This window comes from Arthrobacter sp. ISL-5 (assembly GCF_018613835.1).
GTDB lineage: Bacteria > Actinomycetota > Actinomycetes > Actinomycetales > Micrococcaceae > Arthrobacter.
The window spans coordinates 86,295-101,885 of the sequence record NZ_JAGGPM010000012.1; the positions used below are offsets into that span (position 1 = coordinate 86,295).

The window sequence follows — 15,591 nt, forward strand, 5'->3', positions numbered from 1 at the left end:
TGGCGCGCAGGTTCTGAGGCGCGCGCCGCGGAATGGTGGGCGCGGAATGCTGGGCGGTCTAGGCCGTCTTGGCGGTGCCGGTACGCTTGGCGGCGTCGGCGGCGGCCTTGGCGGCTGCGCGGGCCTCGGACTGCTCGCGGATCATGGCCTGTTCCTCTTCGAAGCGCAGGCGGTCCGCCCGGTCTGCATCGTCCCCGTCCCAGTCCTGGTTGTCGGAGGTCGGCTTGGGATTGACGATCATTCCCTGGCCGTCGTTGTCGGTGCTGGTTCTGTCTGACATGACCCGCTCCCTTCGTTGGGGCCACCCCCCATGTTGATCAGGCAAGCATACGCACAGTAACAAGGGCAGGGAAGTGCCCCATGGGGCATTTGTCTACGCTGTGGGCGAAGCATTCACCGTCATCCCGGAGCCGAGAGTTTCGGCTGCGAGTATGTCTCGGACCCATGCATGCGCATTGCGGAATGCTTCGTCTGACGTATGCGGCGGGACCACCAGGCTTTGCGCGTCCGCGCGACCGTAGGAGCCCAGGAACCGTGTTGCGGGGCTGATGCGGTGCAGCCCGGCGAGGGCGTCGGCCACCCGGGCGTCTGCCACGTGGCCGTCGGCGTCAATGCTGAAGAAGTAGTGGCCCAGGTACTGGCCCGTGGGCCGGGACTCGATCCGGCTCAGGTTGACGCCGCGGGTGGCAAACTGGTCCAGGATCTCCATCAGGGCCCCCGGCCTGTCCTCGGGCAGCGGGACCACAACCGTTGTCTTGTCCGCGCCGGTCCGGGCGGGCAGCACTCCGGGGCGGCTGACCAGGACGAAGCGGGTCACGGCTCCGGGGTTGTCGCCGATGTTCTCCGCCAGTACATGCAGCCCGGGCTGTTCCGCGGCGACGATCGGCGCGCAGATGGCGGCGTCGTAGTGCGGGTTGTCCTCCAGCAGCCCCATGGCCGCGGCCGCGGTGGAGGAACCGGGAATGTATTCAACTCCGGGAATGTTGGCATCCACCCAGAGCCGGCACTGCGCCCAGGCGTGGCCGTGCGTGGAGACCCGCCGGATCTGCGAGATTTCCACGCCGGGCCGGGCCACAAGGACAAAGCTGATGGGCACAAGGGCCTCCCGGATGATCCGGAGCTCCTGGCCGGTGGCGATCGCATCCAGCGTGGCGGTCACGCCGCCCTCCACCGAGTTTTCAATGGGCACCATCGCGGCGTCCGCGGATCCGTCGCGGACCTTGTCCAGGGCGGTGTTGACGTTGGACGACGGGATGCGCACCGCCTCCGCCGCATCCGGAACCTGCATGAGCGCCGCCTCCGTGAACGTGCCCTCAGGGCCGAGGAAGGTATACGTGGGGCGGGACGCAGGCATGAGCGGTATTCCTTTGGTGTTATATACGGGACTGCGCGGACGGCGCCGAGGTCAGAGAACCACTGGCTTGAGGCCGTTGTCCGAGACCAGCGGCTTGCCGGATTCGAGCCACTGATCCATGCCCCCGGCCACATTCATTGCCGAGTAGCCCTGGCCCACGAGCCACTGCGCAGCCCGGAAGGACCGTCCGCCCGTGCGGCAGATGACGTAGAGGTCATCGTCCGGGTCAAGGTCGTCAAGGCGTCCGGGAAGCTGGTCCAGGGGGATGTGCACGGCGCCTTCCACGTGTCCGGCCACCCACTCGTAGTCCTCCCGCACGTCCAGGATCGTGGCGTCCGCAGGTACGTCGCTGACGGTGACGGTATCGAAGTCGCTCATGGGAGTCCTCTCCTTTGCTCAAGCTCTCTGCACCAGCGTATCGCCAGCAGCGGGCCGCGCACCCCCCGGGCTGCGCAGGTTACGCTGGTCAGCAGACCCCGAAGGAGAGCCTCATTGCCTGCCCGCCCCCTCTCAATACGTGCCGCCCCCACTGACAGCGTGGCGGGAATACCCGAGCGGCCGGAGCCCCGCTTCCGTGGCTGATATCCACCACCTTTCCGCCGTCCGGCTCAGGGATGCGATTCGCTCGGGCGAGCTCTCCGCGCGGGAGGCGGTGACTCATTTCCTCGGCAGGATCGACGAATCCAATCCCCGGCTGGGAGCATTCGTCACCGTCACCGCGGACATGGCCATGGCTGACGCAGCCGCGGCGGACCGCCTGTACGCGCGGCGACCTCCGGATCAGGAATTGCCGCCGCTCCATGGCGTGCCGCTGGCTTTCAAGGACCTCACCGATGTGGCCGGCGTGGTCACGACTCACGGCAGCGCTGCCCTGGAACGCCGCCCCGCCCCGATGGACGGGGCACTGGCGGCGGCGCTGAAAGGTGCCGGAGCCATTTCCCTGGGCAAGACGCAGGTGCCCGAGTTCGGACTGACGGCCTACAGCGAAAACCGCATCGCACCGCCGTCGCGAAATCCCTACGCCCTGAGCCGCAGCTCGGGCGGTTCTTCCGGCGGCAGTGCCGCCGCCGTGGCAGCCGGGCTGCTGCCGTTTGCGCCGGGAACCGACGGCGGCGGGTCGGTCCGGATTCCGGCTGCGGCCTGCGGTCTGCTGGGCCTCAAGCCCGGGCGGGGCCTGGTCCCCGCCGGGGAAAGCGGCGGGGATCCGGCAAAGCTGGTGGTGGCCGGGCCGCTGGCGCGCTCGGCAGCGGACGCCGCGCTGATGCTGGACGCGCTGGTTGGGGAAGGATCCCATAGCGCCGGCCATGGCGCAGATTCAGGCCATGGCACAGCAGCCCTGGAGTCCGAAGGCGGGTACCTCAAGGCCGTAAACCGCGAACCGGCAAAGCTCCGCATCGGCGTGACCCTGGACAGCCCGTGGTCCGGGATCTTCCCGTTCACGCCGGATGAAGAGGCCCTGGACGCGCTGGAGACCGGGGTCCGCCTGTTGACCGAGGCCGGGCACGACGTCGTCGAAACTGCCGTCCGCTACGACAACCGCTACCCGGACGCCTTCACGTCGGCATGGACCGCGGGGGTCGGGGCTGCCCGGATCGCGCCGCAGCGCGAAGCCCTGCTGACCCCCCTGACGCGGACGTTCCGGCGCCGCGCACAGCAGCGGAGCGCCTCGAAACTCAGCGAGTCGCTGGCCTTCCTGCGGCAGTTCCAGCGCGACACCGTGGCACAGTACGCCGAGTGGGACCTGATCCTCACGCCGTCGCTGGCGCAGACACCGCGGCCCGTGGGCTGGTTTACGGGTTCCGCCCACGGGGACGGGCACTGGCCCGTCTCGGAGTGGGCCGGCGACGCCGACGGCGACTACCGCAGGCAGTGCGAGTTCGCGCCGTGGTCCTCCATGGTGAACGTCTGCGGCCTGCCGGCCGTCAGCGTCCCGGTGCACTGGACCGGTGGAGCTGCCGGCGAAGGGCTTCCGATGGGCATCCAGCTGATCGGCCGCCCGGGCTCCGAGGCACTGCTCCTGCAGACGGCGGCGCAGCTGGGATTCTAGGCCGCCGGCCGGCGGCAGTTGCTGCAGGCAACCGAAAATGTGACAACCGGGGGCCGGGGTGTCACCCTTAAGTAAATGAGCACTACTCATTTATCCGATCGCCCCGCCACAACGCCGGGCGATACTTCATTTCTTGGCCACCCAAAGATGCTGGCCACCCTCTTCTCCGTGGAAATGTGGGAGCGCTTCTCCTTCTACGGCATGCAGGGAATCCTGCTCTATTACATGTACTTCACGGCGGCCGAGGGCGGCCTCGGACTTGAGCAGGGCCTGGCCGCCGGCCTCGTCGGCGCCTACGGCGGAGGGGTCTACCTGTCCACCATCCTCGGTGCCTGGCTTGGGACCGGCTGTTCGGTTCCGAACGGGTGCTCTTCGGCTCCGCCATCCTGATCATGTGCGGGCACATCGCCCTGGCACTGGTGCCGGGAATCCCGGGGCTGATCGCCGGGCTGGTGCTGGTGGGGGTCGGCTCTGGCGGCCTAAAGGCCAACGCCACCGCCCTCGTTGGCACGCTGTACGGCGAGAAGGATGACCGCCGCGACGCGGGCTTCTCCATCTTCTATATGGGCATCAACCTGGGCGGGCTGATCGGCCCGCTGGTCACCGGCTGGCTGCAGCAAGAAAACGGGTTCCACTGGGGCTTCGGTGCTGCCGCCGTCGGCATGGCCCTGGGCCTGGTGATCTATGCGCTGGGCCGCAAGAAGCTCCCGGAGGAGGCGCACCGGGTGCCCAGCCCGCTGCCCGCCGGGCAGCGCTCCCGGTGCGGGCTCATTTTCCTCGGCATCGGCGCCGCCCTTGCACTGCTCCTCGCCACGGGCATGGTGAACGCGGACAACCTCGCCATGACCGTGGCCTACGCCGCGATCGGCGCTTCCATCCTCTACTTCGTCCTGATCTTCGCCAGCAAGAAGGTCACCGGGACCGAACGCAAGCGCGTGGCCGCCTTCATCCCGCTGTACATTGCCTCCGCGGCTTTCTGGGCCCTGTTCCAGCAGCAGTTCACGTTCATCGCCGTGTACTCCGAGGAAAAGCTGGACCGCAACCTGTTCGGCTGGGAAATGCCGGCTGCCTGGGTGCAGTCCATCAACCCGGTGTTCATCATCATCTTCGCCGGGGTCATGGCCGCTCTCTGGACACGGCTCGGCTCCCGGCAGCCCGGCTCGCCCCTCAAGTTCGCGATCGGCCTGTTCGTGATGGGCTTGGCATTCCTGGCGTTCATTCCGCTCGCCGGGGAAGGAAAGACGCCCCTGCTGGCCCTCGTGGGGATCCTGTTCCTGTTCACCCTCGCCGAACTGTTCCTCTCCCCCATCGGCCTGTCCGTGACCACCAAGCTCGCACCGCAGACCTTCCACACCCAGATGGTGGCCCTGTTCTTCCTGTCGGTCTCGCTCGGCACCACGCTGGCGGGCATCCTGGCCGGGCTGTACAACCCCGACGAGGAACTTCCGTACTTCGTCGGCATCGGCGGCACCGGCATGCTGCTGGCTGTTGGCCTGGCCGCCGCGTCGCCGGCTATCAGGAAGTTGATGAGCGGCGTACGCTGACCGCGTGCACCCCGTGACACGCCTCCCTGTTGAGCGGCGCCTCTACGCCCCGGCGCCCGGTGAGGCATCCGACGTCGAACTCCTGCCGGCGGGCGACGTCACCGACGGCGTGGTGCGGGTGGGCGGCACCGTCCGCCGCCCGCACCAGCCGCAAAGCTACGCCGTGGCCGACTACCTCGACTGGCTGGAGGACGCCGGGTTCGAGGGCACGCCAAGGTTCCTGGGCCGGGACGAGGCCGGCCGGGATGTCCTCACGTTCGTCCCGGGCGAGTGCGCCGGGGCCGTGCCGGAACCGTGGGCGCAGTCCGAGGAGCTGCTGCGCTCCGTGGCGCTGCTGGTGCGCCGCCTGCACGAGGCGTCGGCGGGCTTTGTGCCGTCCCGGCATCCGTTTCCGCCGCATTTGTTTCCGCCTGGGCCGGTCCGCAAGGATCGGGGCGAACTGGTCTGCCATCTCGATGTGACCCCGCAGAACGTGGTTGTCCGCGGCGGCCGGGCTGTGGGCCTCATAGACTTCGACCTCGCCGGGCCAAGCACCGGCTTCAAGGATTCCTTCAACACCGCGATGCACTGGGTGCCGTTGCGGGACCCGACGGACGCCTGGGCCGGCTGGGAAGCCGTGGATCCGTTCCGGCGCCTGCGGATTTTCGCCGACGCCTCCGGGTGGACGGAAGACGAACGACGGCGGCTTCCGCAGTTCGGCGCGGAGGCCGCCAGGCTCTCGCACGACCGCATGGCGCACAACGCCCGCACTATCGGAGGTGGCTGGGCGCGGATGTGGGCCGACGGTGTGGGCGGCCTGATCCGCCGCCGCGGCCGCTGGCTGGAAGACAACACGCCGCGGCTGGTCGAAGCGCTGACGGTGAGGCGCTGACGGGCTAGGCGCCAGAAGGTGCCGGTCAGAAGGTGCCGGTCAGAGTTGCCGGTCAGAAGGTGCCGGAGGACGTGGTGGAGAGGCCCGCCAGAAGCAGCGCAAAAACAACGATCACCAGAATGGTCAGGGCGATACCGATGTACCCCATTACGAGGCCCGCAATGGCGAAGCCCCGGCCCGACGGTTCGCGCCGCAGGGCCATGTGGCCCAGGATGACTGCCGCCACCTGCGGCAGGAGGAAAACACCGAATCCCACGAATACCGCAATCCCGCAGCACAGGCTGGCGATGCTGAGGTTCTTCGGCGCGGCGGCCATGCCGTAGTAGGAAGGCTGGCCGTAGGGGCTGCCGTATTGTCCAGCGTATTGCCCCGGCTGGCCGTAAGGGCTGGCAGGTTGGGCGTAGGGGCTGCCGGGCTGCGAGTAGGGACTGCCGTACCCTTCCCCGGCCCGATCATGCTGCCGGCCCGGCTCGCTGTACTGCTGACCGTATTGCTGACCGTATTGCTGCCCATACTGCTCGCCCGGCGGCGTGTAGAGCGGCGGCGCCGGGATATCCGATCCCTGCGGCGGAATATACGACGGCGGCTGGTAGCCGTCAGGTGTTGGGTCGCCGCCCGTCCCGGCGGGGCGCTGCTCAGTCATGGAAATCCCCTCATTAAGTCCTGAACAAAACACTACCGCCGCACAGGGCTTTTTATTCCTCCCGCGTTAGCGGCGGCATGTGTTGCGAAAGGCCCCCAGCCCGGCTCTATTTGGGCAGCAACTCCCACAGCAGCCACAGGGGCGGGGCAAGCAGCACCATAGAGACGAGGCCGGCGATCAGGGCCATCCCGACGGAGCGAAGCACAGGCCTGGACTGATGCTCCCGGCCCAGAGAGTAGCGGTCCAGAGAGTGTTGGCGCAGGGAGTATTGGCGGAGGGAATATTGGCCACGGGACCCGGGTCGCTGCGGCGGCGGAAAAGCCGGCCGGGCCGTTGACGGGCGGACTGACGGCAGAACAGTTGACGGCAGGACGGTGGCGTGCCGAAAGGCGGAGTTCCGGAGGGCGACGTGCCGCGGCGCGGAAGATCGGGCAGCTGATGAGCCGGCAGCCGGCGGCTGGGTGGTTGACGCACGGGGAGCCGCCGAATCTGGGGCATCCGGACGGGCTCCCGCGTTCTTCGCCACGGCAATCCTCCCGGGACGGCCCCCGAGGCCGGTTGCCTCCGGCACGTGGGGCCGGGTCAGAAGCCGGCCGAGCTGGGCATAGAGCTCCACAACGGCCTGGGGATCCAGCACAGCCGGCATTCCGGCCACCGCTGCCACCACGTTGTCGATTCCATGGACTTCAATACCCGAGGCGGTGGTTCCGGACAGGCCGGGCTGCCCGGCCATGCAGATCAGGGAACGGACGAAGCGCCGCCGGGGCGCCGGAAGCAGGGCGGCCACAGCAGCGGCCTGCCCCAGGGCAACTTCGATGGCCGGGTGCCGTGCATAGCCGTTCTGGCGCAGCACTCCGTCAGTGACCTCCACCTTGCCGGTCCAGCTCTTGGCTCCGAGCACGATCACGCCACCGGGGCCCACCAGCACGTGATCCAGACGGGCCAGCGGCCGACCGGGCCAGTGGACGTCATGCAGGAGGAACCAACCCCGCGGAACCAGCTCTCCAAGCCTGGCCGCCATCAGCTGATCGCAGCCCGGACCCGCACCGACGCGACCTGACCCCGGGGCGTGTTCCGCCCGGTCAAGGTCGCGCTTCAGCCGCGCAATCCGCTCTGAGGCCAGCCGCGTCCGCTCGAATGCGCCATCTGCAGCCCCCATGAGTCCCCCTCAGTTCTTCGCCTTCCGAACGGCGGCCGCGCTTCCGGGCAATCGCCGCCCCGAAAGCCAGATGCGCCCTGCCGCGCTGCGCGCGCCGGGCGCGGCCGGCGCTCTCCACGCGGCCGCGCGCCCGCCGTCGTCGTTGATGTTGAAGGTAGCAGTCCCCTAATCGGCCGGTATATAGGTACTTTTTGGCCCCTGTACTCAGTTTTGGACCAAAAAAGTCCAAGTAGTCAGCCCGATTTGGAGACATCCGGCGTCACAGGGACCGGATTTCGGACATGTCGTGTTGCGCCCCGCCGCCGTCTGGCATGCTGGTGCCATGGCTAGCCGCGCGGGCACAGTTGCCCAACCCCAAGACCTTGTTGACCTGACCGCACTTCTGGATGCGTATTACGACGTCAAGCCTGATCTGGGAGACCCCGGACAGCGCGTGGCGTTCGGGACCTCCGGGCACCGCGGATCCAGCCTGAAAGCGTCCTTCAATGAAGGGCATATCGTGGCCATCACCCAGGCCATCGTGGAATACCGTGCCGGCCAGGGCATCACCGGGCCGCTGTTCCTGGCCAAGGACACGCACGGGCTCAGTGAACCGGCGCAGAATTCCGCGCTGGAGGTGCTGGCAGCCAACGGCGTGAGCGTCCTCATCGACGCCCGCCACGGATACACGCCCACCCCGGCCCTGAGCCACGCCATCCTCACGTACAACCGGAACGCCCCGGCAGGCGCCCCGCAGGCCGACGGCATCGTGGTCACGCCAAGCCACAACCCTCCCGCTGACGGCGGCTTCAAGTACAACCCGCCGCACGGCGGCCCCGCTGACACGGACGCCACGGGCTGGATCGCCAACCGCGCCAACGAACTGCTGGAAAACGGGCTCCGGGGCGTGAAGCGCATCCCCGTGGCCGACGCCCTCGCCGCCGGCACCACCGGCAAATTCGACTTCCTCAGCAGCTACGTGGACGACCTCCCGTCGGTGCTGGACCTGAACGCCATCCGCGAGGCCGGCGTCCGCATCGGAGCCGACCCCATGGGCGGCGCGTCCGTGGACTACTGGGGCGAAATCGGTGAGCGGCACCACCTGAACCTCACGGTGGTCAACCCCACCGTTGACCCGCAATGGGCCTTCATGACCCTGGACTGGGACGAGAAGATCCGGATGGACTGCTCCTCGCCGTCGGCGATGGCGTCCCTGATCAACCGCATGTCCGACGGTGCCACCTTCGACGTTGCCACCGGCAACGATGCCGACGCCGACCGCCACGGCATTGTCACGCCCGACGGTGGCCTGATGAACCCCAACCACTACCTCGCCGTCGCCATCGACTACCTCTACCGCAACCGCACCGGCTGGAACCCGCAGTCGGTGATCGGCAAGACGCTCGTCTCCTCCTCCATCATCGACAGGGTGGCCGAAAGCCTGGGCCGCAAGCTCGTCGAAGTGCCGGTCGGCTTCAAGTGGTTCGTTCCCGGCCTGCTGTCCGGCGAAGGCGCGTTCGGCGGCGAGGAGTCCGCCGGAGCCTCGTTCAACAAGATGGACGGCAGCGTCTGGACCACGGACAAGGACGGCATCCTGCTCGCCCTGCTGGCCTCGGAAATCACCGCCGTCACAGGCAAGTCGCCGTCACAGCTGTACAAGGGCCTCACGGACCAGTTCGGCGCCCCGGTGTACGCCCGGATTGACGCCGCGGCCACGCGCGAGCAGAAGGCGGCACTCGGCAAGCTGTCGCCGTCCGATGTCACCGCCACCGAGCTCGCCGGCGAAACCATCACCGCCAAGCTCACCGAGGCTCCCGGCAACGGCGCGTCCATCGGCGGCCTGAAGGTGGTCACGGAGAACGCCTGGTTCGCCGCCCGCCCGTCCGGCACCGAGGACGTCTACAAGATCTACGCGGAGTCCTTCAAGGGCGCCGACCACCTCAAGCAGGTCCAGGCCGAGGCCAAGGCGCTGGTGGACGGGGTTATTTCCTAAGCTCCCACAGCTCGAGGATGCGCCGGATGGTGTGGTTGCCATCCGGCGCCATGTCCACGAGCGCTATTTGGTCAAGAACGACGGCGTCGCCCCGGTGCACGCGCCTGTCGCCGTGATGCGACACATGGGGGCGGAAGTTCCGCCGCGTGTATTGCGGGCTGGCGACGCGTCCGGAGACTTGCTGCACGGCCTGCACTAGGGAATCATGCAGCATCTGGAGTGCCGGGTCAGTCTCGACGAGGCTGACCGGAACGGACCCCTGGCGCCCGAAGCGGTCCTCCCCGCCGACGGCCAGGACCGTGCCCAGCGCCTGCTTGGCCGGCATTTCGGCGAGTGCCGCGAACCGGGCTGCGTCGCCGTCGTTCCCGACGTCGAACCGCACCAGCGTAACGTGCAGCGGCCAGTCGCTTCGCAGGAATTCCTGGCCCACCGCCACGGGTTCGATGAACGCGACCATGATGAGGTTCCGCATACCCCAAGTTTGGCACCGGCCACCCGCCCAGCCGGGGCTGAACAGGACTAATATTGGAATTGGCCCGGATGCTTGCCGTGCAGTTCTGCTGCAGAAATGCTGTCCCGAATGCCTCCGGAATGTCCCCCATATTGCCGGAGGCATTCTGCGCCGTGACCATTTTGCGAGCCGGAACCCTTTTTCGGGATCAGACGGTGCGGACGACGTCCTCGTAGGCGAACTTCGGCTTCACATCGCCCCAGGCGCCGGCTGCGGGCTGGCCTATGTTGACCACGAGGAAACTCTTCTGGTCGCCGGCCGGGAAGAACTCGGCGTCAATGGCGGCAAAGTCCGCGCCCGTCATGGGACCCGCGGCGAAGCCGAGCGAACGCACAGCGAGGATGAAGTATCCGGCTTGCAAGTGGGCGTTGTTGTTGCCCGTGGAAGTCGCGAGGTCCGGTGAGGCGTCGTACATGGCCTTCGGTGCGTTGTAGCCGGGCAGGAAGTTGTCCCACTGCTCCTGCCAGGAGGTGTCGTAGCTGAGGACCGCCACGAGGGGCGCGGAAGCAGTCTTGGCCCGGTTCCCGGATGACAGCGCGTCCACGAGCTTGGCGCGGGCTTCCGACGAGCGCACGTAGGTGACGCGCAGGGGCTGGGAGTTGAAGGCTGTGGGGCCGAACTTGGTCAGTTCATAGATGGCGCGGGCCTGCTGCTCGGTGACCTCGCCGGTGAAGGCGTTGGCTGTGCGGGCTTCGGCGAAGATCGCGTCCACGGCGGCGGAATCGATAACGGCTTCTTCATGGGCGATTGTCATTCGGGTCCCTTTCACTTGGCCGCCGTCCCTGCCGGGACGGTCGGGCAGTCCTGCTTTCCATGGTTTCAACTTCGTGCGCGGGCGTCCTCTTCCCGTGACGGACCGTTACGGAGCGTGACCTTTCGCACACGCGCTCTCGCGCCGTGCGGGTGCACCGTGCGGGTGCACCGGCCCTTCCGCGCTGGCCCTCCTGCAGCCCGCGCATTCGCCCTCTCGCATTGGCCCTCCTGCGCCGGGCCGCAGCGCGGTATTGTTGCACCGAAAGATCCCAGCCCCCGACAGTGCGGCTACCCCCTCTGAAAGGCCCCGGCAATGAGCATGCTCGGAACCAAATGGAAGCTGCACGGCAACGGCAAAGCCGTCCGCCCGGGCGAAGTGGTGGCGCCGGGTGAACGGCTCACCTGGCCACTGACCATCGGCGTTGGCATGCAGCACGTGGTGGCCATGTTCGGTGCCACATTCCTGGTGCCCATCATTACCGGAATGCCGCCAGCCACCACGCTCTTCTTCTCGGGCATCGGCACGCTCCTGTTCCTGGTAATCACCCAGGGGCGCGTGCCCAGCTACCTCGGATCGAGCTTTGCGTTCATCGCGCCCATCATGGCGTCCCAGCAGCAGTACGGCGTGGCCGGAGCGCTGGGCGGCGTGGTGCTGGCCGGCGTCGGGCTTGCCGTGATCGGTGCGATCGTGCAGAAATTCGGCGCGGGCTGGATCAACCGGCTAATGCCGCCCATCGTCACCGGTGCCATCGTGGCCCTGATCGGCCTCAACCTCGCACCGGCCGCCAAGACCAACTTCGACGCCGCGCCCGTGACCGCGCTCATCACGCTGGTGACCATCATCCTGGTGAGCGTGCTGTTCCGCGGGATCGTGGGCCGCCTGAGCATCCTCGTGGGCGTGGTGGTGGGCTACCTCGCGGCCATGATCCGCGGCGAGGTGAGCTACGCCAAGATGGACGCGGCCCCGTGGGTCGGGCTGCCCCACTTCCAGACGCCCGAATTCCACCTCGGCGTGGTGGGCCTCTTCGTTCCCGTGGTGCTGGTGCTCGTGGCCGAGAACATCGGGCACGTGAAGTCCGTGTCCGCCATGACCGGCCAGAACCTGGACGGCGTCTCCGGCCGCGCCCTGATGGCCGACGGCGCGGCCACCGTGCTGGCCGGCTTCGGCGGCGGTTCCGGCACCACCACCTACGCGGAAAACATCGGCGTCATGGCTGCCACCAAGGTCTACTCCACCGCCGCGTATTGGGTGGCCGGCATCTTCGCCATTCTGCTCAGCTTTTCACCGAAATTCGGCGAGCTGATCGCCACCGTGCCCCCGGGGGTGCTGGGCGGCGCCGCCACCATGCTGTACGGCATGATCGGCATCCTGGGCGTGAAGATCTGGGTCCAGAACAGGGTCAATTTCTCCAACCCCGTAAACCTGACCACCGCCGCCGTCGCCCTCATCATCGGCATCGCGGACTACACCTGGACCATCGGCGACCTGAAGTTCACCGGCATCGCGCTGGGATCCGCCGCCGCCCTGGTGATCTACCACGGCATGAAGGCCATCGCGAAGGCCCGCGGAACGGCAGCCGAACCGGAGGCCGAGGGGCCGGTGCAGCACAACCTGCCCCCGGCCGCCAAGGCAGCGATCAACGCGGCCGCCAAGCGGTCTTCCAAGAAGCGGTAGGCCCAGACGGATTAGGGTTCCCGGCCCGCGGCTACCCGGCGTCGAACGTTTCGTCCTCGTCGTTGGGGGACTTTTCCTTCGGCAGGTCGTTGCCGCTGCCGTCCGGCAGCCCGGCGGCCTCCTGCCCCGGTTCCGAGGAGAACTGCCCGGAGCCCGGCTCGTCCGCATTGCCCTCATCGATTTCGGCGTCCGCAGACGGCACCGCGGCATCATCTGAGCGGGCCCCGGGAGGAGCACCGGGATCGCGCGGAATGGGCGACCCCCCTGAGTCTTGGTCGAATCCCGCCCCGCCGCTGTCACCCTCTGCGTGGAGCTGCTCGTCGGTACCTCCGAAGCGGCCTGCCCCGGGCTCGCCGGCGCTGTCCTGGTCCTCTTCGGCGAAGTGGCTGAGGTTGGGGGTGCCGGTATCGAAGGTTTCGCCGTCCGGGCTGTTCTGGTTCAGGCCCGCGGCATCGAAATCCTCCTCCTCGCGGGGCTGGGCGAATTGCTGGGCATCTCCGCCGGTTTCCTGCTCCACGGTGGGCGTGCCGTAACCTCCCGCCACCTCTTCAGGGGCTGCGTGCTGGTTGTCCTGGCTCATGTTTTTCCTCCTGGTTGGCTGGAAATGGTTGGCTGGAAATTACTGGAAGTTGCTGATGGTCAAACCCCGGCGCCGCAGTCAGAGTCCCTTGCCGCCGGTGACCGGTACCACTGCCCCGGACATGTACGAACCTGCGTCGGATGCCAGCAGGACGTAGGCGGGGGCCAGCTCGGCGGGCTGACCTGCCCGCTGCAGGGGCGTGTCCTGGCCAAATTTGGGTAGCTTGTCAGGCCATTCGGTGGCCGGAATGAGCGGGGTCCAGATGGGGCCGGGCGCCACGGCGTTGACGCGGATTCCCTTGGGTCCGAGCTCCTGGGCGAGGGCCTTGGTGAAGGCGACCTGGGCTGCCTTGGTCATGGCGTAGTCAATGAGCCCCGGGGACGGGTTGAAGGCCTGGATGGACGCCGTGGTGATGATGGACGCACCGGCCTTGAGGTGGGGCACAGCCGCGCGGGCAGTCCACAGCAGCGAGTACAGGTTGGTCTTGAAAACGCGGTCAAACTCTTCGGTGGGGAGCGATTCGAAGCTCTCCCGGTTTTTCTGGTAGGCAGCGTTCAACACCACCACATCCAGCCGGCCGAACTCCGCCACGGCGTCATCCACCAACCTCGTGCTGAACTCCTCTGTCCGGCCGTCCCCGGCGAGGAGCAGCGCACGCCGGCCGGTCTTGCGGATCCATGCGGCGGTGTCCTGGGCGTCGTCCTCTTCCTCGGGAAGATAGGAGATGGCGACGTCGGCCCCCTCCCGGGCGAACGCGATGGCCACGGCCTTGCCGATCCCGGAATCGCCGCCCGTGATGAGCGCCGCCTTGCCCTGCAGCGCGCCGCTGCCTTCGTAGCTCAGCTCGCCGTGGTCCGGCTGGGGATCCATCGGGGCAGTGAGGCCCGGCTGTTTCTGTTCTTGCTTCGGAAACGGCCCCGAGTGGTACGTCCCCCGGGGATCGGCGGGCTGGTCAGGCTGCTTCGCTGAATCACTCATAGTCCACCTACTCAAAAGTGTCGGGCTACTAACAGTGCAGATCGTTCAGGGCCGGCACTACGGGCGGTAGGTGCAAGGTCCGTCCCCGCTCCGGCACGGCCGGCCGGTCCGGCTCTTCGAACCTAACGCAGGTTTGACGACCAAGTCCACCATCTGGACGAAAATAGACAGCAAACTTAGCAGTTGTTGAATTCGGCTAGGGTTGAGCCTAGGTTTGGAGCAAAAGAGGCAGCCGCGACGCCGATGGAGGAGGATGCATGACGGATCCCGAGAGTCCGGCTGGCAGTGGCAGGCATGAGACGCGGGAGGAACAGCTCGACCGGAACTGGATGGAACTGATCCAGGAGCTGCGCGTGCTGCAGACGGGCGTGCAGATCCTTGCCGGCTTTCTGCTGACGCTGCCCTTTCAGCAGCGGTTCGAAACGCTCGACGACTTTCAGACCAACCTTTACCTCGTGAATGTGGCGCTTGCCGCTTTGACCACCGCCTTCATCCTGCTGCCGGTCAGCGTGCACCGGAGGCTCTTCCGGCATCGGCTCAAGGAAACCCTGGTGACCAGCGCGGACAACATCACCAAGATCGCATTGGGAGGCGTGGCGGCGCTCAGCGTAGGGACCGCCGCGCTTGTCTTCGACGTCACTGCCGGGCGCAGCGCCGGCCTCATCGCGGGAGGGGTGCTCCTTGCGGTGCTCACCATCCTCCTGGCCTATGTCCCCCTGCATCTGCATCGGCAGGCGCGGAAATAGGCTGCCAGGCCAGGGCGGCGAAATTGAGGGCAGGGACATCCAGGACGGAGACACTGATCAGGCGTGGACACCATTCAACTAGCGCGGAGGACTAATGGGTAAGTGGGTCAAAGAGCACGGTTTGCTATTGGCAAACGTGGCGCTGTTCCTGATCTTTTTCGGCGGCATGATCCTCAGTGGCGCCAGCAGCTACAGCGACGACCAACTGGCCCACGGCGAGCCTGCCGTCACCATCGCGGAGTATCTGGGAACCGGCGCATTTATGGAGGCCACGTTTGAAAACTGGGAATCCGAGTTCCTGCAGATGGGCATGTACGTCATCCTCACCGTCTTCCTCTTCCAGAAGGGGTCCTCGGAATCCAAGCCCATGGGCCAGGACGCACCGCAGGACCAGGACCCGCGCGACGCCACCATCAAGCCTTCCACGCCTTGGCCCGTCAAGCGCGGCGGCGTGGTGCTCAAGCTCTATGAACACTCTCTGTCGATCATGTTCCTGTTGCTGTTCCTCGCCTCATTCGCACTGCACGCAATCGGCGGCACCCAGGAATACAACAGCGAGCAGCAGAGCCACGGCCAGCCGACAGTGAGCATCCTGGGCTACCTCGCCACGAGCCGCTTCTGGTTCGAGTCCTTCCAGAACTGGCAAAGCGAGTTCCTCGCCGTGGCGGTGCTGGTGGGCACGTCCGTCTACCTGCGCGAGAAGGGCTCCCCCGAATCAAAACCGGTGGCCGAGCCGCACTACGAGACCGGAGCCTGAG

General features: G+C 67.2%; 15 protein-coding genes and 1 pseudogene. 7 read left to right on the forward strand and 9 right to left on the reverse strand.

All coding sequences use genetic code 11. The annotated features are described in order from the left end of the window. Window positions 1–58 precede the first annotated feature (58 nt). The 3 genes from J7I89_RS06265 to J7I89_RS06275 all read right to left on the reverse strand — a co-directional run bounded on the left by J7I89_RS06265 (window position 59) and on the right by J7I89_RS06275 (window position 1,732). Window positions 59–280 (reverse strand): hypothetical protein, encoded by a 222-nt coding sequence (locus J7I89_RS06265; protein WP_214968330.1) that lies wholly within the window; start codon window positions 278–280, stop codon window positions 59–61. A 93-nt stretch (window positions 281–373) separates the two neighbouring features. Then, window positions 374–1,354: a prephenate dehydratase gene (gene pheA, locus J7I89_RS06270; RefSeq protein ID WP_214968332.1), complete on the reverse strand. Its 981-nt coding sequence runs from the start codon at window positions 1,352–1,354 to the stop codon at window positions 374–376. A 51-nt stretch (window positions 1,355–1,405) separates the two neighbouring features. Continuing rightward, window positions 1,406–1,732 carry a rhodanese-like domain-containing protein gene (locus tag J7I89_RS06275; RefSeq protein WP_214968334.1) on the reverse strand — a complete coding sequence of 109 codons (327 nt, stop codon included), beginning with the start codon at window positions 1,730–1,732 and terminating at the stop codon, window positions 1,406–1,408. Window positions 1,733–1,928: 196 nt separating this feature from the next. On the opposite strand from J7I89_RS06275, the gene J7I89_RS06280 reads away from it, so the two are divergent. The 3 genes and pseudogenes from J7I89_RS06280 (at window position 1,929) to J7I89_RS25750 (ending at window position 5,816) form a co-directional block, all read left to right on the forward strand. Next, window positions 1,929–3,401: an amidase gene (locus tag J7I89_RS06280; protein WP_214968335.1), complete on the forward strand. Its 1,473-nt coding sequence runs from the start codon at window positions 1,929–1,931 to the stop codon at window positions 3,399–3,401. 75 nt (window positions 3,402–3,476) lie between these two features. After that, window positions 3,477–4,945, forward strand: a pseudogene (locus J7I89_RS06285) (peptide MFS transporter). 4 nt (window positions 4,946–4,949) lie between these two features. Further along, window positions 4,950–5,816 carry a phosphotransferase gene (locus J7I89_RS25750; protein ID WP_214968337.1) on the forward strand — a complete coding sequence of 289 codons (867 nt, stop codon included), beginning with the start codon at window positions 4,950–4,952 and terminating at the stop codon, window positions 5,814–5,816. Window positions 5,817–5,868: 52 nt separating this feature from the next. Here the strand turns inward: J7I89_RS25750 and J7I89_RS06295 are convergent, their stop codons facing one another. After that, a complete protein-coding gene (locus J7I89_RS06295; protein WP_214968339.1) occupies window positions 5,869–6,459 on the reverse strand; it encodes a DUF4190 domain-containing protein in 591 nt (196 codons plus the stop codon). Window positions 6,460–6,565: 106 nt separating this feature from the next. Beyond that, window positions 6,566–7,618, reverse strand: coding sequence for a nuclease-related domain-containing protein (locus tag J7I89_RS06300; RefSeq protein ID WP_214968341.1), 1,053 nt, complete (start codon window positions 7,616–7,618; stop codon window positions 6,566–6,568). A gap of 322 nt (window positions 7,619–7,940) precedes the next feature. Here J7I89_RS06300 and pgm point away from each other — a divergent pair, with 322 nt between their 5' ends. Further along, window positions 7,941–9,590 (forward strand): phosphoglucomutase (alpha-D-glucose-1,6-bisphosphate-dependent), encoded by a 1,650-nt coding sequence (gene pgm / locus J7I89_RS06305; protein WP_214968342.1) that lies wholly within the window; start codon window positions 7,941–7,943, stop codon window positions 9,588–9,590. On the opposite strand, the gene J7I89_RS06310 is transcribed toward pgm, so the two are convergent. Both J7I89_RS06310 and J7I89_RS06315 read right to left on the reverse strand, forming a co-directional pair. Beyond that, window positions 9,580–10,062 carry a 2'-5' RNA ligase family protein gene (locus J7I89_RS06310; protein ID WP_214968345.1) on the reverse strand — a complete coding sequence of 161 codons (483 nt, stop codon included), beginning with the start codon at window positions 10,060–10,062 and terminating at the stop codon, window positions 9,580–9,582. The genes pgm and J7I89_RS06310 overlap by 11 nt on opposite strands. 187 nt (window positions 10,063–10,249) lie before the next feature. Beyond that, complete coding sequence (locus J7I89_RS06315; protein ID WP_214968347.1) at window positions 10,250–10,855, reverse strand: malonic semialdehyde reductase; 606 nt, start codon at window positions 10,853–10,855, stop codon at window positions 10,250–10,252. Window positions 10,856–11,167: 312 nt separating this feature from the next. Here J7I89_RS06315 and J7I89_RS06320 point away from each other — a divergent pair, with 312 nt between their 5' ends. Continuing rightward, window positions 11,168–12,529, forward strand: a complete 1,362-nt coding sequence (locus J7I89_RS06320) for a uracil-xanthine permease family protein (protein ID WP_214968348.1) — start codon at window positions 11,168–11,170, stop codon at window positions 12,527–12,529. Between the two features lie 31 nt (window positions 12,530–12,560). Here J7I89_RS06320 and J7I89_RS06325 read toward each other — a convergent pair whose 3' ends face one another. Together J7I89_RS06325 and J7I89_RS06330 are read right to left on the reverse strand one after the other, a co-directional pair. Continuing rightward, window positions 12,561–13,109, reverse strand: a complete 549-nt coding sequence (locus J7I89_RS06325; protein WP_214968350.1) for a hypothetical protein — start codon at window positions 13,107–13,109, stop codon at window positions 12,561–12,563. Between the two features lie 78 nt (window positions 13,110–13,187). Further along, complete coding sequence (locus J7I89_RS06330) at window positions 13,188–14,087, reverse strand: SDR family oxidoreductase (RefSeq protein WP_214968351.1); 900 nt, start codon at window positions 14,085–14,087, stop codon at window positions 13,188–13,190. 257 nt (window positions 14,088–14,344) lie between these two features. Between J7I89_RS06330 and J7I89_RS06335 the strand changes: the two genes are divergently transcribed. Together J7I89_RS06335 and J7I89_RS06340 are read left to right on the forward strand one after the other, a co-directional pair. After that, window positions 14,345–14,833, forward strand: coding sequence for a DUF6328 family protein (locus tag J7I89_RS06335; protein WP_214968353.1), 489 nt, complete (start codon window positions 14,345–14,347; stop codon window positions 14,831–14,833). Window positions 14,834–14,927: 94 nt separating this feature from the next. After that, window positions 14,928–15,590 carry a DUF6766 family protein gene (locus J7I89_RS06340; protein ID WP_214968355.1) on the forward strand — a complete coding sequence of 221 codons (663 nt, stop codon included), beginning with the start codon at window positions 14,928–14,930 and terminating at the stop codon, window positions 15,588–15,590. Window position 15,591: the final 1 nt, after the last annotated feature.